18 protein-coding genes are annotated in these 24849 nt (G+C 35.2%); 10 read left to right on the top strand and 8 right to left on the bottom strand.

Translation table 11 applies throughout. The features are described 5' to 3' along the window. Positions 1–342 precede the first annotated feature (342 nt). Entirely contained in the window at positions 343–2076 is a 1734-nt protein-coding gene (locus tag ABID42_RS17295) for a hypothetical protein (protein WP_367284755.1), read from the top strand. A 75-nt stretch (positions 2077–2151) separates the two neighbouring features. Here the strand turns inward: ABID42_RS17295 and ABID42_RS17290 are convergent, their stop codons facing one another. Further along, positions 2152–2877: a pyridoxine 5'-phosphate synthase gene (locus ABID42_RS17290; protein WP_367284852.1), complete on the bottom strand. Its 726-nt coding sequence runs from the start codon at positions 2875–2877 to the stop codon at positions 2152–2154. Positions 2878–3085: 208 nt separating this feature from the next. Between ABID42_RS17290 and ABID42_RS17285 the strand changes: the two genes are divergently transcribed. From ABID42_RS17285 to ABID42_RS17275, 3 genes are all read left to right on the top strand, one after another. Then, on the top strand, positions 3086–3538 hold the full coding sequence (locus tag ABID42_RS17285; RefSeq protein WP_323258374.1) for a GatB/YqeY domain-containing protein: 453 nt from the start codon (positions 3086–3088) through the stop codon (positions 3536–3538). Positions 3539–3654: 116 nt separating this feature from the next. Next, entirely contained in the window at positions 3655–4164 is a 510-nt protein-coding gene (locus ABID42_RS17280; protein WP_367284754.1) for a CvpA family protein, read from the top strand. Between the two features lie 20 nt (positions 4165–4184). After that, positions 4185–5522, top strand: a complete 1338-nt coding sequence (locus ABID42_RS17275; protein ID WP_367284753.1) for a dihydroorotase — start codon at positions 4185–4187, stop codon at positions 5520–5522. Between the two features lie 155 nt (positions 5523–5677). On the opposite strand, the gene ABID42_RS17270 is transcribed toward ABID42_RS17275, so the two are convergent. Continuing rightward, a complete protein-coding gene (locus ABID42_RS17270; protein ID WP_367284752.1) occupies positions 5678–6739 on the bottom strand; it encodes a 2Fe-2S iron-sulfur cluster-binding protein in 1062 nt (353 codons plus the stop codon). Between the two features lie 250 nt (positions 6740–6989). Here ABID42_RS17270 and ABID42_RS17265 point away from each other — a divergent pair, with 250 nt between their 5' ends. Further along, a complete protein-coding gene (locus tag ABID42_RS17265) occupies positions 6990–8294 on the top strand; it encodes a D-alanyl-D-alanine carboxypeptidase/D-alanyl-D-alanine-endopeptidase (RefSeq protein WP_367284751.1) in 1305 nt (434 codons plus the stop codon). Here ABID42_RS17265 and ABID42_RS17260 read toward each other — a convergent pair whose 3' ends face one another. Then, on the bottom strand, positions 8295–9143 hold the full coding sequence (locus ABID42_RS17260) for a LytR/AlgR family response regulator transcription factor (RefSeq protein ID WP_367284750.1): 849 nt from the start codon (positions 9141–9143) through the stop codon (positions 8295–8297). 136 nt (positions 9144–9279) lie between these two features. Continuing rightward, positions 9280–10428 carry an acyl-CoA dehydrogenase family protein gene (locus tag ABID42_RS17255; protein ID WP_367284749.1) on the bottom strand — a complete coding sequence of 383 codons (1149 nt, stop codon included), beginning with the start codon at positions 10426–10428 and terminating at the stop codon, positions 9280–9282. A gap of 181 nt (positions 10429–10609) precedes the next feature. Here ABID42_RS17255 and ABID42_RS17250 point away from each other — a divergent pair, with 181 nt between their 5' ends. Then, the gene (locus ABID42_RS17250) at positions 10610–11386 is read left to right on the top strand and encodes an enoyl-CoA hydratase/isomerase family protein (protein WP_367284748.1); all 777 of its coding nucleotides are present in this window, start codon (positions 10610–10612) and stop codon (positions 11384–11386) included. Between the two features lie 539 nt (positions 11387–11925). Further along, entirely contained in the window at positions 11926–12852 is a 927-nt protein-coding gene (locus ABID42_RS17245; RefSeq protein WP_323258382.1) for a helix-turn-helix domain-containing protein, read from the top strand. 256 nt (positions 12853–13108) lie between these two features. Here the strand turns inward: ABID42_RS17245 and ABID42_RS17240 are convergent, their stop codons facing one another. Then, entirely contained in the window at positions 13109–15127 is a 2019-nt protein-coding gene (locus tag ABID42_RS17240; RefSeq protein ID WP_367284747.1) for a pseudouridine synthase, read from the bottom strand. 524 nt (positions 15128–15651) lie between these two features. Between ABID42_RS17240 and ABID42_RS17235 the strand changes: the two genes are divergently transcribed. Continuing rightward, complete coding sequence (locus tag ABID42_RS17235; RefSeq protein WP_367284746.1) at positions 15652–17640, top strand: CHU_0125 family OmpA-like outer membrane integrity protein; 1989 nt, start codon at positions 15652–15654, stop codon at positions 17638–17640. Positions 17641–17695: 55 nt separating this feature from the next. Here ABID42_RS17235 and lon read toward each other — a convergent pair whose 3' ends face one another. Further along, positions 17696–20182 carry an endopeptidase La gene (lon, locus tag ABID42_RS17230; protein WP_323258385.1) on the bottom strand — a complete coding sequence of 829 codons (2487 nt, stop codon included), beginning with the start codon at positions 20180–20182 and terminating at the stop codon, positions 17696–17698. A 613-nt stretch (positions 20183–20795) separates the two neighbouring features. Here lon and ABID42_RS17225 point away from each other — a divergent pair. Both ABID42_RS17225 and ABID42_RS17220 read left to right on the top strand, forming a co-directional pair. Further along, positions 20796–21650 carry a hydroxymethylglutaryl-CoA lyase gene (locus ABID42_RS17225; RefSeq protein WP_367284745.1) on the top strand — a complete coding sequence of 285 codons (855 nt, stop codon included), beginning with the start codon at positions 20796–20798 and terminating at the stop codon, positions 21648–21650. 75 nt (positions 21651–21725) lie between these two features. Next, positions 21726–22415, top strand: a complete 690-nt coding sequence (locus tag ABID42_RS17220; RefSeq protein WP_367284744.1) for an outer membrane beta-barrel protein — start codon at positions 21726–21728, stop codon at positions 22413–22415. Between the two features lie 8 nt (positions 22416–22423). On the opposite strand, the gene ABID42_RS17215 is transcribed toward ABID42_RS17220, so the two are convergent. Both ABID42_RS17215 and ABID42_RS17210 read right to left on the bottom strand, forming a co-directional pair. Further along, positions 22424–23800 carry an L-serine ammonia-lyase gene (locus ABID42_RS17215; RefSeq protein ID WP_367284743.1) on the bottom strand — a complete coding sequence of 459 codons (1377 nt, stop codon included), beginning with the start codon at positions 23798–23800 and terminating at the stop codon, positions 22424–22426. A 79-nt stretch (positions 23801–23879) separates the two neighbouring features. Beyond that, a complete protein-coding gene (locus ABID42_RS17210) occupies positions 23880–24749 on the bottom strand; it encodes a UbiA family prenyltransferase (RefSeq protein WP_367284742.1) in 870 nt (289 codons plus the stop codon). Positions 24750–24849 lie beyond the last annotated feature (100 nt).

Genomic DNA, 24849 nt, shown 5'->3' with positions numbered 1-24849 from the left:
TTTTATTCCTTCTCCAATAATTATTTTAAGTAAAAAGGTGACGCTAATGCTTTTCGTTCAACTATTTCTGTTGCTTAAATTTTAGGACATTATTTGTTCATGATGAACCGTATAGTGTTGCAAGTATTCTCGTTAGGCTAAGCATTGATTTTTAATGCTCGTAAAATGACTTTTTCTATGATTCATAGTGAAAGTCATCGTTTCTTTCTGTGTTGATATATAACCTCATAGGTAATCGGTAAGTCTGAAAATATTATTTGTTGGGCTATTTAACCTTCTCTCTCTCTTTTTGAAGTATCTATTTCTGTGACCAAAAACAATCTCAAAACTTTTCTTAATCAAATGAAAACAAATTTTCTATCAATCTTTCGTCCAATGCTTTTGGTATTCATTGGATTCTATTTAACCTTTTCATGTAGCAAATTAAATCCTTTAGATGAAGTTGAGCTAACTGTAAACAACGATGTAACGAAATCTCCTATCCTGATTCATTTTGCCAATGCTAATAGTTCATCGACCAACGTACCAGGAGATTTTAATGTTACAATAAGTGGCAAAAATGCCAATTTGGTGGAAATGGATGGTGGTAGCACCAATTTTCAAGCCTCGCATGGTCTTTTACCTTTATACATTGTTAATACGGCTAATCCATCTACAACCAATCCTGTAAAATTCAATGTTTATGCAGAAATACCGGGTTTTGCTCCCGTTACACAATCGGTTACCATTACTTCGGATTCTGTAAAAGTAATTGATATTACTGCGATAGAGTACGCCAACCCAGCTGATGGAACATCGGTATCGGTTAGTCAAGCTACTTTAACCAATGGGGTTTCAAATGGCGATAATTTTAAGACTGGTACAAGTGCCACAATGTCTGAAACAACCACCGTTACAATTCCTGCTGGAACAAAAGTGTTAGATGCAAACGGAGTAGCGATTAATGCCAATCAACTAACATCAAATATCGTTCATTTTAGTCCTAGTTCTCCTACTTCTTATAGCGCATTTCCGGGAGGTTTTAACCCAACCAATGTGGTGGACCAAAACGGTCAGCCTATCAATAATGGTGAAGGAATTAATTTTGTTTCGGCTGGATTAGTGGCTATTAATATGAAAGCTGGCAATACTGATGTAAAACAGTTTTCTTCTCCAGTAAAGGTTTCTATGGAAATCAATGCCAATACAACCAATTTTGATACTGGTGAAAACATTAAAGTTGGTGATGTGGTACCACTTTGGAGTTTAAATGAACAAACTGGTCAATGGAAAAGTGAAGGAGATGTAACCGTCACAACCAATTCGAATGGTAAACTTGTCGCTAATTTTGAAACCAAACACTTATCTTGTTTTAACCTTGACTGGTATTGGTATGGCATAAGAACTTGCAATAGACCCTTAACGGTAACATTACGTATTGGTCCGGGGAAAAGTGGATATTTTGATGTAACATTGGTTACGCCTAATAACCAATACTTGGCAGCATTGCATGGGGCATATTTAACAGATGGAATGAGAGTAACCTTTCCTTATGTGGCACAAATACCACAAGCAAAAATTGTTATATCATCTTTTAACTTATACCTAAATCCAAGGCTACCAATATTAGCACAAACCAATCTATTCAACCCTTGTGCACAGGGAGCGATAGATATTATCTTTGGCGCACCAGCTACTCCTGATATTGTCAAGGTAAACATAAATATTAGCGGAAAGTGTAGTAATAAAAATGTTAAAATTTTGCCTTCTGGTTGGTTCTATCTTTATGATAACACTGATGCGATGGCTGGTAAAAATCCTTGGACTTACTTGTATTTAGTCAATGGTGTCATCAATTTCAGTTATGGCTCTAAGATTACTAACAATAACGGAGTACTTACTATTGAATTAGTAAATGGACATCAATACATGGTTTATTCTTGGAACAATAATACTTGGTATTCTTCGGGATTATTTACCCTTAATAAAAACAATTTTGCTCTTCCTCCGGGTACTGGAATTGTTGGAAATTCGGTTTATAATGCTGGAACCAATACCTTAAATATTACTGGTACTTTTACGCCTAATTGTAAGTAGGTTTCAACATATTAAAAATCCCCAATTATTCGCTATTTGAATAACTGGGGATTTTTATTTAATACAATGATTCTTTTAATCCACCGCTTTCGTCTCTCTCAAATACAATTGTACTGTATTTTCTAACCCTAAATAAAGTGCATCACAAATCAAAGCGTGACCGATGGATACTTCTAAAAGATTAGGAATGTTTTGTTGAAAGTATCGTAAATTATCCAAACTCAAATCGTGTCCTGCATTTAAGCCTAAGCCTAATTCATTGGCTCTGGTGGCAGCCGTTACAAAATCACGGATAGCTAATTCTTTATTCTTGAAATAGTTTTCGGCATAAGGTTCTGTATAAAGTTCGATACGGTCTGTACCTGTTTCTTTCGCTCCTTCTACCATTCTTACATCGGCATCTACAAAAATAGAAGTTCTGATGCCTGCTTCTTTGAACTGAGCAACTAAATCAATCAACTGACTTTTGTATTTTACAGTATCCCAACCTGCATTAGAAGTAACTGCTCCTAAAGCATCTGGTACTAAAGTTACTTGTGTCGGTTTGTTGGCTAAAACCAATTCTACAAACTTTTTCTCTGATGGATTTCCCTCAATATTAAATTCTGTCGTTACTACTTCTTTCAAATCGAATACATCACGGTAACGAATATGGCGTTCGTCTGGGCGTGGATGTACAGTAATTCCTTCTGCTCCGAAACGCTCGCAATCTAATGCTACTTTCACAACATTTGGATTGTCTCCACCTCTTGAGTTTCTTAAAGTAGCAATCTTATTAATATTTACACTTAATTTAGTCATAACGCTGTTATTGATAAAGTCAATCTTGATTAGTCTTCTCATTTTTTCAAAATACTGATAAATGATAAACAATTCCTGATAACTGTTTTTTACCTTTGTAAAAAGAACATTTCTATTAAGACCTTTGTTCTTTAGAAGCTTCAAAGATAAGTATTTTGAAAAAGAATCATTTTCAAAATTACATATTTTCAAAATCTCAAATAAAATCATGTCATTAAAAACCAATATTGAAAGCGGCATTAAAGATGCCATGCGTGCTAAAGACCAAGACCGTCTTCGTACTTTACGTGCTATAAAATCACTCATTTTGTTAGAAGAAACTTCTGGAAACAATGCCAGTGGTGATTTATCAGCCGATGTTGAATTAAAATTATTGACAAAAGCTGCTAAACAAAGAAGAGATTCTTTAGATATATTCACAACTCAAGGTCGTGCAGACTTAGCTGAAAAAGAGCAAATCGAATTATCAATCATCGAAGAGTTCTTACCAAAACAATTAACAGAAGATGAACTTCGTGCTAAATTAGAAGAAATTAAAGTACGTGTGGGTGCTTCTGCTCCATCAGACATGGGTAAAATCATGGGCGTTGCTACGAAAGAATTAGCTGGTTTAGCTGATGGCAAAGTAGTTTCTGCAATGGTGAAAGCCATTTTGAGTTAGTTATTCACCTCACCCCCAGTCCCTCTCCTGTTGAGAGGGGAGATTTGAACTCAAAGCTTTTCTCCCCTTCTCAAATGGAGAAGGGGCTGGGGGATGAGGTAACATATCTCTTTTCTATGCAACCAATCGATATTTTTATACTGCTACCTACCCTTTGGGGAGCTTACATTGGTTATCAACGGGGCATTATTATTGAAATCATTTCTATCGTCGCTTTCGTTCTTTCTGTCATTATCGGTTTCAAAACGCTTGGTTTTGCCAGCGATTTGGCTTCGCCATATATGAGTAATACTGTCACCAATAAAATCATGCCTTATATTGGCTTCGGTGCTGTATTTTTCCCTATCGTTTACCTCATTAATAAATTAGGATGGGTTTTACGAAAATCTATCCGTTATACCGTTTTAGGCAATTTTGATTCTTTTGCTGGTGCTGTCGTTGGGGCTTTTACTTGGGCTTTTGGCATCAGTATTTTCATTTGGTTAATTACGGCAATCGGTATCAAAATTCCCGAAAGTGATTCTGAAAAAGTATATCTTTACCCGCTCGTTCAACCGCTCGCTCCGAAAGTAGTTGAAAGAGCAATTGACATCGTACCCAAACAAATTGACAAGTTAAGGAAGTAAATTCTGAGTCTGATTTAAGCATGAAAACAATACTTATTCTAAATGCCCAAGTAGTTAACGAAGGCAAAATTCAATCGGCAGACGTTTTTGTAAAAGACGGTTTGATTGAAAAAATTGGTACAAATCTCTCTGGCTTAACAGCCGATAATGTGATTGATGCTACTAGGAAATATCTTTTCCCGGGTGTAATTGATGACCAAGTACATTTCCGTGAACCAGGACTTACTCATAAAGCTTGTATTCATTCAGAAGCTCGTGCTGGTGTGGCTGGCGGTGTTACTTCTTTTATGGAAATGCCCAATACTGTTCCGAATGCTTTGAATCAAGAATTATTGGCTGATAAATACGACATTGCTGCTCGTACTTCTTTGGCAAATTACTCTTTTTACATGGGTGCTTCTAATGATAATATCGAAGAAGTACTAAAAACCAATATCCAAAATGTTTGTGGTATCAAGGTTTTTATGGGTTCTTCTACGGGAAATATGTTGGTGGATAATGAGAAAACTTTAGAGAATATTTTCTCGAAAAGTCCGATGTTGATTGCTACGCATTGCGAAGATGAAGCTACGGTTCGTGCTAATTCTGAAATCTATAAAGAACGTTTTGGAGATAATCCACATCCGAGAGTACATCCAGAAATTAGAAATGTGGAGGCTTGTTATAAATCGTCGTCAATGGCGGTTGAATTAGCTAAACGTCACAATGCTCGTTTGCATATTTTACATATCACAACGGGTGAAGAAACGGCATTATTCACGAATGAAATTCCATTAAAAGAAAAAAGAATTACTGCTGAAGTTTGTGTTCACCACCTTTGGTTTGATGCTCGTGATTATGAAACGTTGGGCAACCAAATCAAATGTAATCCTGCTGTAAAAGCCGACGGACACAAACAACAATTATTACAAGCATTGTTAGATGATAAAATTGACGTAATTGCAACCGACCACGCTCCACATACTTGGGCTGAAAAACAAAATCCTTACTGGTCTTCGCCATCAGGTTTGCCTTTGGTACAGCATCCTTTGAACTTAATGTTGGAGTTTTATAAAGAAGGAAAAATTACGTTAGAGAAAATCGCCGAAAAGATGTCGCACGCCGTGGCAGACTGTTTCCAGATTTCAAAAAGAGGTTATATCCGTGAAGGCTACTGGGCAGATTTAGTCTTGGTAGATTTGAACGAAAGTACCACCGTTACCAAAGAGAATGTCTATTATCAATGCGGATGGTCGCCATTAGAAGGACAAACTTTGCATTCAAAAATCACACATACAATCGTTTCAGGACATGTAGCTTTCCAAGAAGGTACTTTCGACGAAAGTGTAACGGGTAAAAGAATGTTGTTTGAAAGATAAGGTTTTGCGTTGGGCTGTAAGCTTTGAGCTTACAGTTTTTAAAAGTTGTTCGTGAGACAGGGACAGCAATTGTAGGGAATAAGCGGGTAAAAACAAAAAATGGTGATATTGGAAATCTCCAAAACCACCATTTTAAATTATTTTATCTCAATAACTTACTCTACCTCAATCACAACGCCTGCCGTTTTAGGATGCGCCACACAAGTAAGAATATAACCTTGTTGTAATTCTTTATCAGTAAGTCCATCTTCCTCATCCATATGTACTTTTCCTGAAACACATTTTCCTAAACAAGCAGTACACATTCCCGCCTGACAAGAATAAGGTAAATCAATATCTTCACGCAAAGCCGCTTCTAAAATTGTTTCATGCGGTTTTACCAATACTTCATATTCATTGCCTTCGTATTGAATCGTTACAGTTTGTGGTTTGATAGAATCATCTTCGTCTTCTACATGAATTTCATGCGATGTATTTCCACCAAAATGTTCTTTATGAATATTATCCGTCGAAACATTAAACATTTTCAAAGCACTTTCTACTTGTTCCATCATTCCTTCTGGTCCGCATAAATAATATTCTGCTTTGGCAATATCAATAGCAAAATCTTGTTTCAAAAAAATTACGGCTGATGCTTGATTAATACGAGTTTTGTAGCCCGTCCAAGTATAAGAAGGTTTCGTCAACACGTGTAATACTTTGAAACGACCTTCGTATTTTAATTCTAGCTCTGTTAATTGTTTTTTGAAAATAATATCTTCTTCACTTCTTGAACCATAAATCAAATATACTTTCGAGCCTTGTTCAACTGGTAAAACAGATTTTAAGATTGACATCAAAGGTGTAACTCCTGAACCTCCACCAAATAATACGATGGTACGTTCTTTCATTGGGTTGGGCTCAAGCACAAAATGTCCCATCGGTTCCATTACTTCGATGGCATCACCTACTTTTACAGAATCACACAAATAATTAGAAACTAATCCGTTTGGTACTCTTTTTACGGTTACAGCAATGGAAGCATCTTTATTGGGCGAGCTTGACATTGAGTAACTTCTACGTACTTTTTGTCCGTTGATTACTGGAATTAAGGTAAGAAATTGACCAGCTTTATAACTTACAGATTGATGTACTGGATGCCAAAAAGTAAAGGTTTTAGTATCGGGCGTTTCGTCGATGATTTCTTTTACTGTGAGATGAAAATATTTTACAGACATTTTATGATTACGAAATATTTTATGGAATGATATAAATCTAATTAGATAACGAAAGTTTAGCCTTTGAGTTTTACAAAAGCTTAGTTATAGCGACACAAAGGTAATGAAGAAAATACTTTTGGACACGTTTCGACTTGAGATTCACGCAAAACTATATATCTTATTTTGTGATTTTAGTGTAGAAAAAATGCGTATTTTTCGATGATTTCCTGAATTGAATCCTTATTTCATTTAAAATTATTGGATACTTATGATGCGTATTATTATTCCTTTCTTGTTTTTGATGGTACTTGGGTTTTCATCTTGCAATATCAATAAAGTATCGATGAAATCTACGGCTAGATTAATTCAGCAATCAACAACCTTTGCTCAGAACCAAACAGGAATTGTTTTTTATGATATTTCCGAACAAAAAATAGTTTTCGAACAAGAGGCAAATCGTTATTTCATGCCTGCTTCCAATACAAAATTGTTTACTTTTTATGCTAGTTTGAAAGCTTTGGGAGATTCCATTCCTGCTTTTCATTATCAAGTATCTGGCGATTCCTTGATTTTGTGGGGAACTGGCGATCCGTCTTTTCTCAATCCAGATTTAGCGAAAAGTAAAGTCTATGATTTTTTAAAAAATCGTTCTGAAAAAATCTATTTCTCGAATGATAATTTCACAGGTACTTTCTTCGGACAAGGTTGGGCTTGGGACGATTACAATGATTATTATGCGGCAGAAATTTCAGGATTTCCAATTCATGGAAATGTAGTTCGATTCACAGCAAATACCCAAAAAGCTTTGTCGGTCACGCCTAGACTTTTCGAGAATAAAGCTTATGAATGGTCGAATGAGAATACTTTTTCCATTCAGCGAGATTTAGGAGCCAATTTATTTAGCCATCCTAATACTCAAAAAATAAAGGCAAATTTTGTACAAGATGTTCCCTTCAAAACTGGCGTAGAAATTACCGTTGCTTTATTAAGCGATACTTTGAAAAAAGAAGTAACGATGATTAATAAAGCGCTGGATAAATCAGCCAAAGTATTTTATAGTTTGCCCGCAGATAGTTTATACAAAAGAATGTTGCATGTTAGTGATAACATGATTGGCGAACATTTGATGTTATTAAATTCAGATGTTTTAACAGGCGAATTGAATGTCAGTAAAGGAATTGAAGCATCAAAAAAACAGTTTATGAGTGATTTGCCTGATGCTTCAAGATGGGTGGATGGTTCTGGGCTTTCACGCTATAATTTATTTACGCCAAGAAGTATCGTGAAGCTTTTGCAAAATATTTACCAAACAGTTCCGCAAGAAAGACTATTTAAACTACTTCCCGCAGCTGGAAAATCTGGTACTTTAAAGAGTTTACCTGCTAACGAAGAAGCTTTTATTTTTGCCAAATCGGGTTCCTTTAGCAATAATTATAACCTTAGCGGTTATTTGCTTACTAAAAAAGGGAAAGTGTTAATCTTCAGCATCATGAATAATAGTTTCTTGAAACCAATGTCAGAAATCAGAAAAGAAGTAACGAAGATTTTGACGGAAGTGCATGAGAAAAATTAATTACTTCAATTCATATACAATTTCAGAATATCGTCGAGCCACAGGAATTACAAAATCACTTTCATTTAGGTGTAATTTATAGCCTTGTGCATTGCCTGTTACTTTATCCACTTTATCAAGATTCACGATAAAAGAACGATGACAACGAACAATTTGTGTTTGAGAAATCTGACCTTCAAGCCTTGTTAAACTACTTCTGATTAATTCTTTTTGAAAAATATCTTCTTTCAGAAATACAACAGTCGAATAATTATCACTTGATTCTATGTAAAAAAATGAATTGGGCGATAAAGTAATGGTGTCTTTTCCGTTCTCGGCAATCAAAATTATATCGTTTGTTGCTGATACTTCTTCAATATTTTTTTCTGGAAGATGACTTGGCTGAGGAGGTTTACTGTACTGTTTTAAGTAAAAAATATAGTTGATTAAAATAATGCCTGTGGCTGGAAATACGCCCAACACGAGTGTATAAATTACCATAGAAACCAGATTCAGCATATTGAAACCTTTTGCGATATAATATTGAGTATAAAGTACATTGATTGCCATGATTGAAAGTACATTCAAGGCAACCATTCCCATTTCTCTGCCAACCGTCCACCGTTCTTCTTGGAAGTAACTGGAGAAAAGGCTTTGAACACCGAAATAAATAAAAAGCATGGTAGCAGAAGTAATGACACCAAATCCTGTTAAGATGAGAACTTTTGAATCATCATGCCAATTAGCAATACCAAAAGGCTTAAAAAACATTAAAAATGCGCTAATAAAAATACCCGCAGCGAATGAAAGAAAAAGTTTTCGACGAGTAGAATCGTTATGTGGATAAGGTTGTTGAAGTATTTTTAGCATTTGTGATAAAGCCAATTTTTGTTTAGCATACAATTGGTTCACACGAAATTAATAAGAAGCCAGTCGAAATAAGAAAATGAATGCAAGAATACTTCAAAAAATGATCCCCAACATAAATTTATGCTGAGGATTATTTTTAAGCAATTGGATATTCTTTTAGTACTTCTCTCGCAATTACGATTTTCTGAATTTCAGAAGTTCCTTCGCCTATCGTACAAAGTTTTGCATCTCGGTAAAACTTTTCAACAGGAAAATCTTTGGTATAACCATAACCTCCAAAAATCTGAACAGCATCCGTTGCTACTTCTACTGCCACTTCCGACGCATAATATTTTGCCATAGCAGCTTCTTTAGTAAGATGCGTTCCTTCCATTTTAAGGTCGGCAGCGTGAAGTGTCATCAATTCAGCGCCATGAATTTTAGTCGCCATTTCAGCCAATTTAAAACTGATTCCTTGAAAATTAGCGATAGCCTGTCCAAATTGTTGGCGTTCTTGCGCATAACGAGCGGCGGCTTTCATTGCCCCTTTAGCAATGCCTAAAGAAAGTGCTGCGATGGAAATTCGTCCGCCATCCAAAATTTTCATGGCCTGTTTAAAACCTTCTCCTTCGTTTCCTAAACGAGCCGAAACAGGCACAACGCAATCTTCTAAAATTACTTCTGCCGTTTCAGAAGCACGCATTCCTAATTTATTTTCTTTTTTGCCAAATTTCAAACCAGTATTTGAACGTTCTACAATAAAAGCCGTGGCATTATCTCTTGTTCCTAATGCTCCCGTTCTTGCCATAATAACCAAAACATCGCTTGATTTTCCGTGGGTAATCCAGCATTTTGAACCATTGATGATATAGTTGTCGCCTTCTCTGTGGGCTACACACTGCATTCTGGCAGAATCAGAACCTGTATTGGCTTCCGTTAAAGCCCATGCTCCAATAAAATTACCTGAAGCAAGTTGAGGCAAATATTGTTGTTTTTGATTTTCTGAACCAAATTGTAAAATATGATTGGTACACAATGAATTATGTGCCGCAACCGATAAACCGATTGAACCACAAACCTGTGCAATTTCGTCGATAACTGCCACGTATTCATGATAGCCTAAGCCTGCCCCGCCATATTCTTCTGGTACGAGTACGCCTAGAAAGCCTTGTTCGCCCAATTGTTTCATTAAATCTATCGGGAAAATTTGGGCTTCGTCCCATTCCATTACATGAGGACGAATTTTACGTTCGGCAAACTCTTTAGTACTTTGTCGGACTAAGGTTAATTGTTCTGATTTGTACATTTTTAAGTTGAATTGTTTGTTGAGATTGTTTAATTTACTTTTATTAATAGCTTTTCTTCATTCTTTTGATTGTTTTCAATACATTAAATGAAAGCTATTTATAAAATTATTCTTTTATTTATTTGTAATTTAATGCTATTGAAATTAAAATAATACTGTAATATCTAAAAATAATTTTATTATGCAAGATACTAAAAGACATACTATCAGGTTGGAAGAGCTAGACGGAGGTATTGTAAAGCTAGTCTTTGGAAATCCGCCCACAAACGCTATGTCTATTGTACTTTTGGAAGAATTGGCAATGACCATAGAAAAATTAGGAGAACAAGAAGAAGTACAAATCATTATTCTGCAAAGTGAAGGTGATAGAACTTTTTGTTCTGGAGCAGATTTTACAGAATTGATGGCAATTGATGATACCATGTCAGGCAAAATATTTTTTTCGGGCTTTGCCAAAGTGATAAATTCTTGTCGAAAATCTTCTAAAATAATAATAGGAAGAGTTCAAGGAAAAGCCATTGGTGGCGGAGTAGGCTTAGCAGCAGCAACAGATTATTGTTTTGCAACCAAATTTGCGACTATCAAATTAAGTGAACTAAGTATCGGAATCATTCCTGCTGTGATTGAACCTGCAGTGGAACGTAAAATTGGACTTTCCTCATTTTCGATACTTGCGTTAAAAGCAACAGATTTTTTTTCTGCTGATTGGGCAAAAGAAAAAGGCTTGTACATGGAAGTATTTGAAACAGCTACAGAAATGGACGAAGCCGTTCTTGGTTTGGCAAGAAGTTTATCAAAATATAATCCAGAAGCATTGAAGGAACTCAAAAGAATACTCTGGAAAAACACTGACCATTGGGATTCACTCTTGCTTGAGAGAGCTGAAATTAGTGGAAAGCTTGTGCTAAGTAATTTTACTAAAGAAACTTTACAAGCCTTTAAAGCCAAGAATGGATAGAAGTTTTTTTCAAATTGCAACATTTATAGTTTGAATTGCGCATTTTTAATTTTAAGAAGTAATATATAACCGAAGCATATTTATAGTCATTACTTATCTCAGTTTTATACTTAGTATGTATTTTTCGAGATGAGAAATATTACTCAGGAGAATCTTTTGTGTTTTGTAAAAATAATTACTCAAATCTCCCTTGCATCTTAGCAGAAAAGTTGTAATATTAAAAGAAAGAGTATGACTTCCTAGCCGTCAATAACAGCAGATTCTTTCTATCGTAATAGAGTTTTAAGAGGCTTTTTTTGTGAAAAAATAATTGAATTGGCAAAAATCCCCTAAAATTCCAAATATTAAATTTTCAAAAAAAAATCTACCAAATTTTCAATTCTTAGGATATTACAATAAATTTGAATGGCGGAAGTATTTTACCGTTAAATAATTATATAACACTTTTTTACATTTAATTTTGGAATTTTACATGGATTTATTAGTTTTGTCCAAAATTAAATGCTCTATAATTCCAATTACCCAAATTACGATGCAAAATGGAAGATTATAATAAGATAATTGAATCGCTAGGCGTGAAGTTTATCAAGTCACGTAACATTAGAATATTACAACCTATCCGTATCAAAAACTTTTATGATGTAGAAAATACACTCTTGATTTTGTACAACGGCGAGGTTTCTTTTGGCGAGGAAGCAATCCATGCTGAGGTTGGAGACATGCTTTTTATCCCTGGTGGAAAAATGCTTTCGATAACCTATGGTAATGCTGACAAACCAAAAGCTATATCAAATGAGGAATTTATGACTCATAGAGAGTCTTATTTTGAATATAACCTTGAGCCTTCAAGAATCGGGCAAATGGAGAATTCATTTGGTATGGTTGCTTTTGAGGCAAAAGTTTTTGATTCGGTAAACTTCTTTACTTCTCTAGATATTCCACCATTCTTAATCAAAAGAGACGATAAACTAGCACACATGCTAGCGGAGATTTTGAAAGAAGATATGACGGATATTCTTGGTAAAGGTCGTGTCATCAAAATTAAAACGGAAGAGATTGTTATCGAAATTATTCGTTACATCATCAAAAACCGTTTGTTTGTTGAGCAATTAGCAACCAACAGTACTTATTTCAAAGATCCACGCTTGATTGATATTTTTGCATATATCAAAGATAATATCGGTGGAGATTTATCGAATAAAGTATTAGCAAACGTTGCAAACGTTTCTGAAGACTACGTTGGTCAGTATTTCAAAATGTTGACAGGTATTAATCCTCAAGATTATATCGAATATCAAAGAATGGAAGCGGCTGTAGGTTTGTTAAGAACTTCTAAGAAATCTATTCGTGCGATTGGCGCTGATGTAGGTTATAAAGATACTGCATACTTCTGTCGTCGTTTCAAAATGATGTTTGGTATTCCTGCAGGAAAAATGAGACGTAGAGAATCGTTAATGAATTTGTAATTAGCAGCTGTTAGCTTTGAGCGATGAGCTTCGAGATTATGTTTATAAAGTTGTTTAGATATTAGAAAAGCCGCTGAATTTCAGTGGCTTTTTTGATTTTTTCGTCTTTTTGGTCGCCAAATGAATGTTTATTCGATTAAAAATAAGTAAAAAAGCTCCACAGAAATAAATCCTGCGGAGCTTTTTATAAAATGGATTGAGAGAAAAGATTCGACTATATAAAAAATCTCATGGCTTACTGCTCAATGCTGATAGCTTATTTAAAAAATTTCAATTTCACCACTTCTCTTTCAGATAAGAAACGCCAAGTTCCTCTTGGTAAATCCTTTTTGCTTAAACCTGCGAAAGTAGTTCTATCTAATTTTAATACTTCGTAACCTAGTGATTCAAAGATACGTCTAACGATTCTATTACGACCTGAGTGAATTTTAATACCAACAACCATTCCATCAGGCGTAACCATTCCTAGTTCATCTGCTTTGATTTCACCGTCTTCTAAAGTAACGCCCGCTTTGATTTTCTCGAAATGTTCTTCTGTCAAAGGTTTGTCTAATTCTACTTGGTATAACTTTTCGATTTCGTTAGAAGGGTGAGTCAATTTATCGGCTAATTCACCATCGTTCGTCAACAATAAAAGACCAGTCGTGTTTCTGTCTAAACGACCTACTGGGTAGATACGTTCTTCGCAAGCATTTTTCACTAAATCCATTACTGTTTTACGGTCGTTCGGGTCTTCAGTCGTGGTGATAAAATCTTTTGGTTTGTTTACCAAAACATAAACCATTTTCTCACGATTCAATTTCTTCGTTCCGTACTTAACGATGTCGCCAGGTTTTACTTGATAACCCATTTCAGTAACGACTTCGCCATTTACTTTAATAGCACCCGCTTTAATTAAATCATCAGCTTCACGACGAGAACAAACGCCTGAATTAGCAATATAACGGTTCAAACGTACATCTGAATTAGATTTATGCTCTGATTTTTCAATCAATTTCTGAACTTTTCTTGGTGCAGTATCTTTGTACTTATCAAGTTTGTAGTTCGGAGTCCATTTATCAGACTGTTCTACTGGTCTGTGTGCTTTAAAAAGATTCTCTCCTCCGAAATTTGCTTTGGCAGAACCAAAAGTTTTTTCGGGTCTTTCGCTTCTACTTTTTTTTTCAAAACTTCCTGCATCTGGACGAGGCTTGTTAAAGTCACCTTTATCAAATCTCTTGCCTACAGGCTTTCTTTTATCTACAAACTCTTTGCGTTCAAAAGCTGGCTTATCACCTTGTGGTTTGAAGTCACGACGCTCTGAGTTAAATTCTCTTCTTTCGCCTTGTGGTTTAAATTCACGACGTTCGCCTGAGTTGAATTCTCTTCTTTCTCCTTGTGGTTTGAAATCACGACGTTCGCCTGAGTTGAATTCTCTTCTTTCTCCTTGTGGTTTGAAATCACGACGTTCGCCTGAGTTGAATTCTCTTCTTTCGCCTTGTGGTTTAAATTCACGACGTTCGCCTGAGTTAAATTCTCTTCTTTCACCTTGTGGTTTGAAATCACGACGTTCGCCTGAGTTAAATTCTCTTCTTTCGCCTTGTGGTTTAAATTCACGACGTTCGCCTGAGTTAAATTCTCTTCTTTCCCCTTGTGGTTTGAAATCACGACGTTCGCCTGAATTAAATTCTCTTCTTTCTCCTTGTGGTTTGAATTCACGACGTTCACCTGAGTTAAATTCTCTTCTTTCGCTTTGAGGTTTGAAATCACGACGTTCGCCTGAGTTAAATTCTCTTCTTTCGCCTTGAGGCTTAAATTCACGACGCTCACCAGAGTTGAACTCTCTTCTTTCACCTTGTGGTTTGAATTCACGACGTTCGCCTGAGTTGAATTCTCTTCTTTCTCCCTGTGGTTTGAAATCACGACGCTCACCTGAGTTAAATTCTCTTCTTTCTCCCTGTGGTTTAAAATCACGACGCTCGCCTGAGTTAAATTCTCTTCTTTCCCTTTGAGGTTTGAATTCACGACGCTCGCCAGAATTAAATTCTCTTCTTTCCCCTTGTGGTTTGAAATCACGACGTTCACCAGAATTAAATTCTCTTCTTTCTCCTTGTGGTTTGAAGTCACGACGTTCACCTGAGTTGAACTCTCTTCTTTCTCCTTGAGGTCTCTCGCCTCCGTAAGTCTTTCTTGCAGGCACTTCACGTCCTAATTCACGGCTTAACTCGTCTTTTCTTTCACGAGTTTGTTGTCTTCTCTCGAAGCCCAAATCTTCTTTTTCGATTCGCTTTCTCATTGTTAATTTTATCGACGATTCTAGAAAATTATCTGTTTCTAAATCGCAGATGTCTTAGTTAAAATATTGCAACATCACTGCTGTAAAATAAAATTTTCAAATGGCTGAATAGCGAAATAATTTATTGAATAATTAAAAATAAGTTATTCACTTTCAGAAACTTAAAAATTGCCTTTTGGCAAAAGGCTCGCAAAGGTACAATATATTTTAAACTTTAAATACTTATTAAAGTACAAATTTTCAAATATTTTTTTCTTGGTTTATTAAGTCTGATTTTACCAACTCGAAGCTTCTCGAAATGCGGTAAAATAGCATCCTAAAAACTCCCTGTTTTATCAATTTAGATTTGTTTGAATTTTAAGACTAAATTAAAATCTATCAAGTACAATCATTTTACGCCAAAACTCGTTTATAAATTGGTTATATTTACCGTATTCTGAGTGAATTTTATTCCTTTTAAAGGTTTGTGAAAAGATAAGTTTAGCTTACTCAGATTAATCAAATCAATTCTCTTAAAGAAAACTATGCAAAAATTTCGTCAACTTATAGCTCTTTTCTCTGCGATAATCTTGTTGAATAGTTGTAATTCAGCACTTCAATCGTTTAAAAAAGGTCAGAAAAAATTTGACAATGGTGAATACGAATTAGCCATTAAAGAATTAAAAAAGGCATCTGCAGCAAATTATGAATTGGCTAAAACGAATTATTTACTTGCCGAATCGTTTCGATTATCGAATCGAAGTATTTTAGCAGGCGAATTTTATGAAAAAGCATTAGCTGCGGGAAGCAGAGAAAATGATTTGCGCTATCACTTGGCTACCACGCAAAAAATGCAAGGGAAATATCAAGAAGCTGCTCAAAATTTAGAGAAGTATCTATCGGGAGTGCCAAGTAAATTATTCAAAAGTAAAGCCCAAGCTGAAATCGACCAATTAGAGGAAGTAGAAGCTTTAGCCAATAAAAAAACGTACATCGAATTAAAACCTTTGAATATCAATTCTACGGGTGCTGAGTTTGCTCCGATTATTCAAGGAAACGATTTGATTTTTACGGCTTCACGCAAAGACATTATCTATAAAAATAACGGTTTACCTTACTTGGGTTTATACAGAGCGGCTTTGAATAGTCCAACAGAATTGGGCAATCCAACACTTTTCAGCACGACAATCTTCAAAAATAATGCAAATGAAGGAACGCCAACATTTTCAAAAGATGGCAAAATGATGGTTTTTGCTAGAGGAAATGCAGGAAAACGTTCAGATGAATCACCAGATGTTGATTTATACATTTCAAGAAATATTGATGGCGTTTGGACTGAACCAGAAATCATCTCAGTATCAGACTCTTTGGCTTGGGACGGTTGTCCATCTTTTTCTGCCGATAATAAAACCCTTTATTTTGGTTCAAATCGTGCAGGTGGAAAAGGCGGTATAGATTTGTATCGTGCCAATATTGACAATGCAGGTAGATTCGGCAGAGCCATCAATTTAGGTGCAGACATTAATACCGCTGGTGATGAAATGTTTCCTTATGTTTCAGCAGATGGAAAACTATATTTTTCTTCGGATGGACACGCAGGCTTAGGAGGTTTAGATTTATTTGTGGCAACTCGTAAAAATGGAGAGATTGCAGTAGAGCATTTAGGTATTCCTTTGAATTCTCGTTTTGATGATTTTGGTTTGGTTGCGATAGATTCTACCAAAGGGTATTTCGCCTCAAATAGAGATTCAGGAAAAGGAGATGATGATATTTATTATTTCGAGAATACTCAGCCAGATAAAAAGTACGATGTTCCAGTAATTGCTAAAGAAACACCTAAAAAGAAAATTATTCGTTATTTCTTAGCTGGAAGTATTACTGATATGAATAATCAGCCATTGGATGAAGTAAAGGTGGCAATTATTGATAACTCTACTAACCAAGCTATTGAGGAAATTTACACAAAATCGGAAGGTACTTTTGGCAAAGTGAAAATGGAAGAAGATAAATCTTATACGATTGTAACAGAGAAAAATGGTTATTTCACCAAACGTGAACCTTTTACGATGCTTGGAAAATCGGTTCCATTAGAGCTTCTCACAAAAGCGGAAACGGATACTACTTTTTATGCAAGTATTAAATTAGATAAACCAGAAGTAGGGAAAGAAATCACAAAAATCTTCCAAATCGCCCCAATTTATTATGATTTAGATAAAGCAGATATTAGAAGTGACGCTTCGCCAGAATTAGATAAAATTGTTCAGATTTTGAATGATAATCCAACTATTAGGCTAGAATTAGGTTCACATACCGATTCAAGAGCGACGACAGAGTATAATGCCAAATTATCACAAAGAAGAGCAGATGCAGCAGTTGCTTATATTATCTCAAAAGGAATTTCTTCTGCCAGAATTGTAGCTAAAGGTTATGGTGAAAGTCAACTAGTAAATAAATGCGCCGACGGTGTAAATTGTACAGAAGAAGAGCATCAGCTAAATCGTAGAACAGAATTTAAAGTACTTTCGGTGAAGTAAGAAACGAAAGCAAAATAAAAAAGCGGAAGATTTAGGTCCTCCGCTTTTTTTATGATTAATTTAAAATTACTTCTCGCTTATCTTCAGGAAAAATAAAATTGATTGGTTTTGACACCTTTTCTTCCATTAAGGCAATTTTCAGTACTTCATCTACCATATCTACATAATGGAAAGTGAGATCTGAAATATAAGACGGCGTGATTTCTTCGATGTCTTTTCTGTTTTTATGACATAAAATAATCTCTTGAATTCCTGCACGTTTAGCAGCTAAAATCTTTTCTTTGATACCACCAACTGGCAATACTTTACCACGCAAGGTTACTTCGCCAGTCATAGCCAAATTAGGCTTTACTTTACGCTGTGTTAAAGCAGAAGCGATAGACGTTGTCATCGTAATCCCTGCCGATGGTCCATCTTTAGGAACTGCACCTGCTGGAACGTGAATATGAAGGTTATAATAATCGAAAATACGATAGTCAATACCATATTCATCAGCATGGGCTCTTAAATATGAAAGCGCTGCCATCGCTGATTCTTTCATTACATCACCTAACTGACCCGATAAAGTAACGCCACCTTTTCCACGATTCAAGATTGACTCAATGAATAAAATATCGCCTCCAACGGGTGTCCAAGCTAAACCTGTAACTACACCAGCAGTATCGTTTGTTTCGTACAAATCTTTATCGAAATACTCTTGTCCTAATAACTTCACCACTTCCTCTGGTTTAATCACCTTTGGATATTCTTCTTGCATGGCAATTGATTTCGTTACTTTTCTAATCAATTTACCTACTTGTTGTTCTAGTTTTCTAACGCCAGATTCACGAGTGTAGCCTTCAATTAATTTTTGTAAAGCAGCATCCGTAATATTCAAGGTTTTATTTTCTAAACCATGCTCTTCTTTTTGTTTTGGAACAAGGTGTTTTTTGGCAATTTGTACTTTCTCTTCCATCGTATAACCACTGATGTCAATGATTTCCATACGGTCACGAAGTGCGGGATGAATACTATCCAAAGAGTTTGCCGTAGCGATGAACAATACTTTAGAAAGATCATATTCAATTTCCAAGTAATTATCCATGAACGCATTGTTTTGTTCTGGATCTAGTACTTCTAACAAAGCCGAAGAAGGATCGCCACGGTGGTCTGAGCCAACTTTATCAATTTCATCCAAAATAAAAACTGGATTCGCTGAACCTGCTTTTTTAATATTTTGGATTAATTTTCCTGGCATAGCACCGATGTAGGTTTTACGGTGTCCTCTGATTTCAGATTCATCATGTAAACCACCCAATGCCATTCTTACATATTTTCTACCTAAAGCTTTAGCTACAGATTTCCCTAGAGAAGTTTTACCAACGCCTGGAGGGCCGTATAAACATAAAATTGGGGCTTTCATATTGCCCTTCATTTTTAATACGGCTAAGTATTCTATGATTCTTTCTTTTACTTTTTCTAGTCCGAAATGGTCTGAATCAAGTACTTTTTGGGCTTTCTTTAGGTCGAAATTGTCTTTCGTGATTTCATTCCAAGGTAAATCAACCAATAATTCAACATAATTCATCAACATCGGATATTCTGCCGACATCGAATTGGTGCGTTGTAATTTGGCTAATTCTTTTTGGAAATGGTCACCGACTTCCTTACTCCATTTTTTGTTCGCTCCTTTTGCTCTGATTTTATCAAGTTCGGCTTCTGGACTATCAACACCCAATTCTTCTTGCAAAACTTTAATTTGCTGACGCAAATAATAATCACGCTGTTGCTGATCAATATCGCTACTTGCTTTACTTTGAATTTCACGCTTGATTTCCAATAAATCAATATCGGTCATCATTAATTCAAGTAATTTTCTAGCCTGCTCAAGTCCATTAATTGTTTCTAACAATTGTTGTTTTTCGGCTAGTTCAGCATTGACATTGGCAGAAAGAAAGTGAATCAGAAAGTTTGGAGATTCAATATTATCTAAAGCAATTTGTGCTTCACGAGGAATTTCTGGGTTCAAGAACAAAATTCTTGTAGCCATTTCTCGCAAAGATTGAATCAAAGCTTTATTCTCTTTATTGAGTTTAGAAGGCAAATTATCTTCTAAGTATTTTACTTTCGCAATAAGGTTTGGCTCTGTTTTGATATAATTATCTACTTCAAAACGCTTGCGTCCTTGAACAATAATCGTAGTGTTTCCGCCCGGTAAAACAATCATTTTAATGATATGCGCTACCGTTCCAACTTTGTATAAATCTTCACCAACGGGTTCTTCTTTATTCGGATTGGCTTGTGTGATTACACCAATGGTTCTATTTCCTTTGTAAGCTTTTTTGACAAGTCGAACAGATTTTTGTCTTCCAACAGTAATTGGAATTACCATTCCGGGGAATAAAATAACATTTCGAATAGGTAATATTGGTAATTCGTCAGTAAGTTTTCCAAGTTTTTCATCATCAACTCCTTCTGAACCAAGAGGAATTAATTCAATGCCATCGAAATCAGAAATTTCGGCAAGCTTAAGGTTATTTAAAAAGTTTTTATCTAGACTCATATTATGTATTATGCAAATTTGGAAATATGTAATGTGATGATGTAGCTAAGCTGGCTAAACACGATTTAATTTAAGTGGAGAATAGTTTGAAATTTAGTAAAGACTATTTCCAAATTCAAATGAATTGTTCTGCCACAATGACAGAAGTTATAAAATTACACTTAAAAATTATACAAACAAATTTCATTTATTAAACGGTCAAACCTTATGCCAATTGACATATTGACATGTGTTTAATAGGATGTACAAAGGTTTTTTTACTCTTTTTACTCAGTTTTGTTAAAAAAGTATGCTGAAAGACTAAAGGCAAAATCCTTTCGTTATGATTGAAACAAAAAACAATCATTTAAAATCTCATATTGATTTTTTTAATTCACCCATAAAGTAGTGGTTTTATGTTGAACATCTTATGCTATTTACTATGAAGATGATTTTGAAATGTTTGGGATTTCATTCATTTGAAATAATTACCTGACCACTTTTACAAAGTCCCGATTCAGCAATGGTCGGGATTTTTGTTTTTCATCAGAAAAAAGCTATGTTTAATGAGTAATTCGCTACTTCAAAAACAATCTAAAATCATTGTTGATAATTCAATAATGAACCTTAAAACATGAAAAGCATTAAACTGATAGAATGTCCACGAGATGCCATGCAAGGCTGGGAAAGGCAAATTCCGACGGAACAAAAAATTACTTATCTCAAGCAATTATTACAAGTCGGTTTTGACACGCTTGATTTCGGTAGTTTTGTTTCGCCCAAAGCCATTCCTCAAATGGCAGATACAGAATTGGTGTATCGTGCTTTGGAAGAAAGTAATTCTCCGACGAAATTACTGGCTATCATCGCTAATTTACGTGGAGCAGAAAAAGCTGTTACTTTTGAAAAAATCAAATACTTAGGTTTTCCATTTTCTATTTCAGAAACCTTCCAACAACGCAACACGAATATTTCTGTTGAAGAAGCTTTTAAAACAGTAGAAGCCATTCAAGCACTTTGTTTGAAGAATGATAAAGAAATGGTTGTATATTTTTCAATGGCTTTTGGGAATCCTTATCAAGATGTTTATGATGCTGAAATTGTAGCGAATTGGGCGAAAAAAATGGCAAATATTGGCATCAAAATTATTGCGCTTTCGGATACTGTTGGCTTGGCAAATGCTGAAATTATTTCATCAATTTTCAATACTTTAATTCCAGCTTATCCGAATATTGAATTTGGCGGACATTTTCATGCCCGTGCTGATGCTTGGTTACCCAAAATACAAGCGGCTTATGAAGCAGGTTGCACTCGTTTTGATGGTGCCATCGGAGGTTTTGGCGGTTGTCCGATGGCAGAAGATGAATTAATAGGTAATATCAACACTCAAAATTTGATTGACTTTTTCGAAAATCAACAAATTGATTTAAGACTAAATTTATCTGCTTTCAGAAAAGCTGTTCAAGAAAGCTGGAGTGTTTTTATATGAGATTTTGGAAATCTACAACATGATAATTACCTTGTTTACATTATTATTTCTATAACATTTTACACGTACCTTTCTATGAAAAAGCTTCTATTGATTCTACTACTTTTACAAAGTACATTTTCTTTTTCCAAAAAATTTGGAGCAAGAATTGGATTGAGTTTTTCTGACCAAATTATTAGTTTGCCCAACATCGGTTTTTTGTATGAAATACCACTAACTAACAAATTATCACTAAGTACTGAGTTAAATAGAACAGTAAGAGGACATATTGTTAATGTATTATATTTAGATGCTAGAGGTGCTACTTTAGCTTATGGAGATGAGGGAATCGTTAATTCCTTTCTTGAATTACCAGTACACTTGAAACTTCATCTTAACAAAAACAATAACCCAAACACTGGCTTTTCGTTAAAAGCTGGACCATATATTGGTTATTCACTAAAAAGAACGCTTTTTTTGAAAAGTGGGATGAGGGATAATGACTGGTTGAGAGATAAAGCTAAAGAATTTGATGGTTCTACAATTGGTGCTTCAAAAATTGACTATGGAATAAATCTGGGATTAGTATATGGCTTAAAGAAAATTCCATTGAATTTTGAATTGAGATATTACAAAGGCTTTTCTAAACAAGAGCGACAAAATTTGTATTTATATGATAAGTTTCAACCAAATGACCCTTTTGATAATGGATTGAAAGATTATGTTGATGGACCAAAAATAAATGATATTGGTGGCTTTGAATGGGCAGTAGGATATAGGTTTTAATTTATATCCTAACATTCCGTCGCACTCAGAGCCAAACCAGCTTCTGAAGTTTCTTTGTATTTTTTAGACATATCTTTTCCTGTTGCTTTCATTACTTTAATGACACTGTCCAGAGAAATTTTCTGTAAAGAACTATCGCCAGCAGTTGCTAGTAAAAAAGCATTATAAGATTTTACTGCTCCCATCGCATTGCGTTCGATACAAGGAATCTGAACATAACCACCGATTGGGTCGCAAGTCATGCCTAAATGGTGCTCGATGCCAATTTCAGCAGCCGATTCCATAGCGTTAATATCTTTTGTCGCACAGTAAGTCAGCATCGCAGCAGCCATTGCCGACGCTGAACCGATTTCACCCATGCAACCCATTTCCGCACCCGAAATACTGGCATTATGTTTTACCAAAAAACCAACTGCCGCCGCCGCCCACATGCCATCTCGCATTAAGGATGGAGCATAATGAAAATGGTTTTTAATCAAATAAGTAATGCCGGGAATTACACCAGATGCACCCGAAGTTGGAGCGGTAACCACAATATTTCCAGCCGCATTTTCTTCGGAAGCTGCCAAACAATAGGCATTTAAAAAAATCAAAAAACTATCGCTCGTAATCGCCAAGTTTTTGGCTCTTTGATAAAGTAGGGGAGCTTTTCTGCGTAGTTTAATTGTACCGGGCAATACTCTGTTGTCTTTCAAACCACGTTTTACGGCTTTGTGCATGAAATCTAAAATGGTATCTATTTTATGTTCGATTTCTTTTTTAGAAGCACCCGTCAAAGCCATTTCATTTGCCAACATGAGTTCCGTTAAAGTAATTTTTTCACGATTTAAATGCGCTTTTAATTCCTTCATACTGGTGTATGGGAAAGGAAGTATTACAGAACTTTTAGTATTTTGTTTCTCTCCTTTTCGATAAATAAATCCACCACCAATTGAATAATATTCATGTTCAAGTATCAATTGCTCTCCATCTTTCAATTTTAACACCATCGTATTGGCATGAGGAGAATCGTATTTTCCTTTGTGAAAGAAAAAACTATCTGCATTTACTTCAATGATGTATTCATGGAATTTGACTGGATATTTTTCAGCAGGATTCTTGAGAATTTTCAGAAATTTAATAGGGTCACAAGCATCTGGTTTCCAACCTAACAATCCCGCAACGATGGCTCTGTCTGTGCCATGTCCTTTGCCTGTAGCGCTTAACGAACCGTATAAATGAATTTCAATGTTAAGGTTTTCGGAAGTTATTGGCGATGATAAAAGATTGATTTCGTTCAAGAAGTCAAAAGATGCTTTCATCGGACCAATTGTATGTGAACTCGACGGTCCAGGACCAACCTTGAATAAATCAAAAATGGAAGTAGTAATAGCTTGGGAAGACATAGTTTGTTGAAGTATTGAATTTTGATGTTAAATATACATCTTTTTAATAATCCTGATACTTATTCATCAACTAGCTTTATTACTTGCTCAAAAACAGTAATACGAAAAATACATTCAAACAAATAGAGCCTAAAAAATTGAGTTGCATAGTATGTTTATAATCAGCCAATTGTTCATTTTTAAATACTTTCAAAAACCAAACATTGAAGAAGACTAAAACGGGAGACATTACAAGTAAATAAACAATAAAAGCAGAGAAGTCAAAGATTTCCTTTCCTTGAAAAAAGAAGAAAAAACCAACAGTAACCAGTAAGAAAATACCAGCAGTGAATAGAAAAGTACCTCTGATTCCCAACAATCTACTCATGGTTAAATCACCTCTTTTAGCATCTTCTTCGTGTTGATAAATTTGTGTCATCGGATAAAATCCTAACAAATTAAAAGTACTTAATACAGCAGGAAACAAGTATTTTTCTTGCATTAAATCACTTAACAAAACATTATCAATCGCTTGAATAACGGTTAAATAAGTAAAAGCTCCTTGAAAAATACCGACAGTAATCCAGCTTAGAATGGGATATTTTTTGAGTCTGATTTTATCGTTAGAATAGGCTTTTGAAACACTGCTATAAATGAACAAAGCCAAAGCTAAAATCCAACCAGATAGAAAGTACGCAATGATTATTGCTAAAATGTCCAAAGCCCAAGCTACATAAAAAAGCTCTTTGCTGACAGGCGGCGGGTTTTCTAAACCACCAATTGAACCTTCATCTTTATCGTAATAACTGTTGTAAGCATTTGAAGCTGGATAAATCAGTAAATGCAGAAGTACGAAAACGCCAATGCTGATTCCTGTATTTGCCTGATTTGTTTGGCTTAAAGCAAACCAATAAACGGGCATGAGAAAAAAAGAAAATGGAATCCTGAGATGCAAAAGAATATTTTTCATACTTGGGTTATTGAGTGATTGAGCGAGTTAGTGAATGAGTGATTTTTAATATTCCAACTGAACATAATCTGTAAATTTCTTGATTCTCGTCGGTAACTGC

The organism is Arcicella rosea (assembly GCF_040543805.1).
In the GTDB taxonomy this organism is placed as follows: Bacteria; Bacteroidota; Bacteroidia; order Cytophagales; family Spirosomataceae; genus Arcicella; species Arcicella rosea.
The sequence above is the reverse complement of the archived record's forward strand: the minus strand, read 5'-3'. Positions and strand labels throughout refer to the sequence as shown.

Excerpts from the sequence above, each read along its gene's own strand:
- ABID42_RS17295 (WP_367284755.1), top strand. The coding sequence starts at position 343 with ATGAAAACAAATTTTCTATCAATCTTTCGTCCAATGCTTTTGGTATTC.
- ABID42_RS17290 (WP_367284852.1), bottom strand. The coding sequence starts at position 2,877 with ATGACTAAATTAAGTGTAAATATTAATAAGATTGCTACTTTAAGAAAC.
- ABID42_RS17285 (WP_323258374.1), top strand. The coding sequence starts at position 3,086 with ATGTCATTAAAAACCAATATTGAAAGCGGCATTAAAGATGCCATGCGT.
- ABID42_RS17280 (WP_367284754.1), top strand. The coding sequence starts at position 3,655 with ATGCAACCAATCGATATTTTTATACTGCTACCTACCCTTTGGGGAGCT.
- ABID42_RS17275 (WP_367284753.1), top strand. The coding sequence starts at position 4,185 with ATGAAAACAATACTTATTCTAAATGCCCAAGTAGTTAACGAAGGCAAA.
- ABID42_RS17270 (WP_367284752.1), bottom strand. The coding sequence starts at position 6,739 with ATGTCTGTAAAATATTTTCATCTCACAGTAAAAGAAATCATCGACGAA.
- ABID42_RS17265 (WP_367284751.1), top strand. The coding sequence starts at position 6,990 with ATGATGCGTATTATTATTCCTTTCTTGTTTTTGATGGTACTTGGGTTT.
- ABID42_RS17260 (WP_367284750.1), bottom strand. The coding sequence starts at position 9,143 with ATGCTAAAAATACTTCAACAACCTTATCCACATAACGATTCTACTCGT.
- ABID42_RS17255 (WP_367284749.1), bottom strand. The coding sequence starts at position 10,428 with ATGTACAAATCAGAACAATTAACCTTAGTCCGACAAAGTACTAAAGAG.
- ABID42_RS17250 (WP_367284748.1), top strand. The coding sequence starts at position 10,610 with ATGCAAGATACTAAAAGACATACTATCAGGTTGGAAGAGCTAGACGGA.
- ABID42_RS17245 (WP_323258382.1), top strand. The coding sequence starts at position 11,926 with ATGGAAGATTATAATAAGATAATTGAATCGCTAGGCGTGAAGTTTATC.
- ABID42_RS17240 (WP_367284747.1), bottom strand. The coding sequence starts at position 15,127 with ATGAGAAAGCGAATCGAAAAAGAAGATTTGGGCTTCGAGAGAAGACAA.
- ABID42_RS17235 (WP_367284746.1), top strand. The coding sequence starts at position 15,652 with ATGCAAAAATTTCGTCAACTTATAGCTCTTTTCTCTGCGATAATCTTG.
- lon (WP_323258385.1), bottom strand. The coding sequence starts at position 20,182 with ATGAGTCTAGATAAAAACTTTTTAAATAACCTTAAGCTTGCCGAAATT.
- ABID42_RS17225 (WP_367284745.1), top strand. The coding sequence starts at position 20,796 with ATGAAAAGCATTAAACTGATAGAATGTCCACGAGATGCCATGCAAGGC.
- ABID42_RS17220 (WP_367284744.1), top strand. The coding sequence starts at position 21,726 with ATGAAAAAGCTTCTATTGATTCTACTACTTTTACAAAGTACATTTTCT.
- ABID42_RS17215 (WP_367284743.1), bottom strand. The coding sequence starts at position 23,800 with ATGTCTTCCCAAGCTATTACTACTTCCATTTTTGATTTATTCAAGGTT.
- ABID42_RS17210 (WP_367284742.1), bottom strand. The coding sequence starts at position 24,749 with ATGAAAAATATTCTTTTGCATCTCAGGATTCCATTTTCTTTTTTTCTC.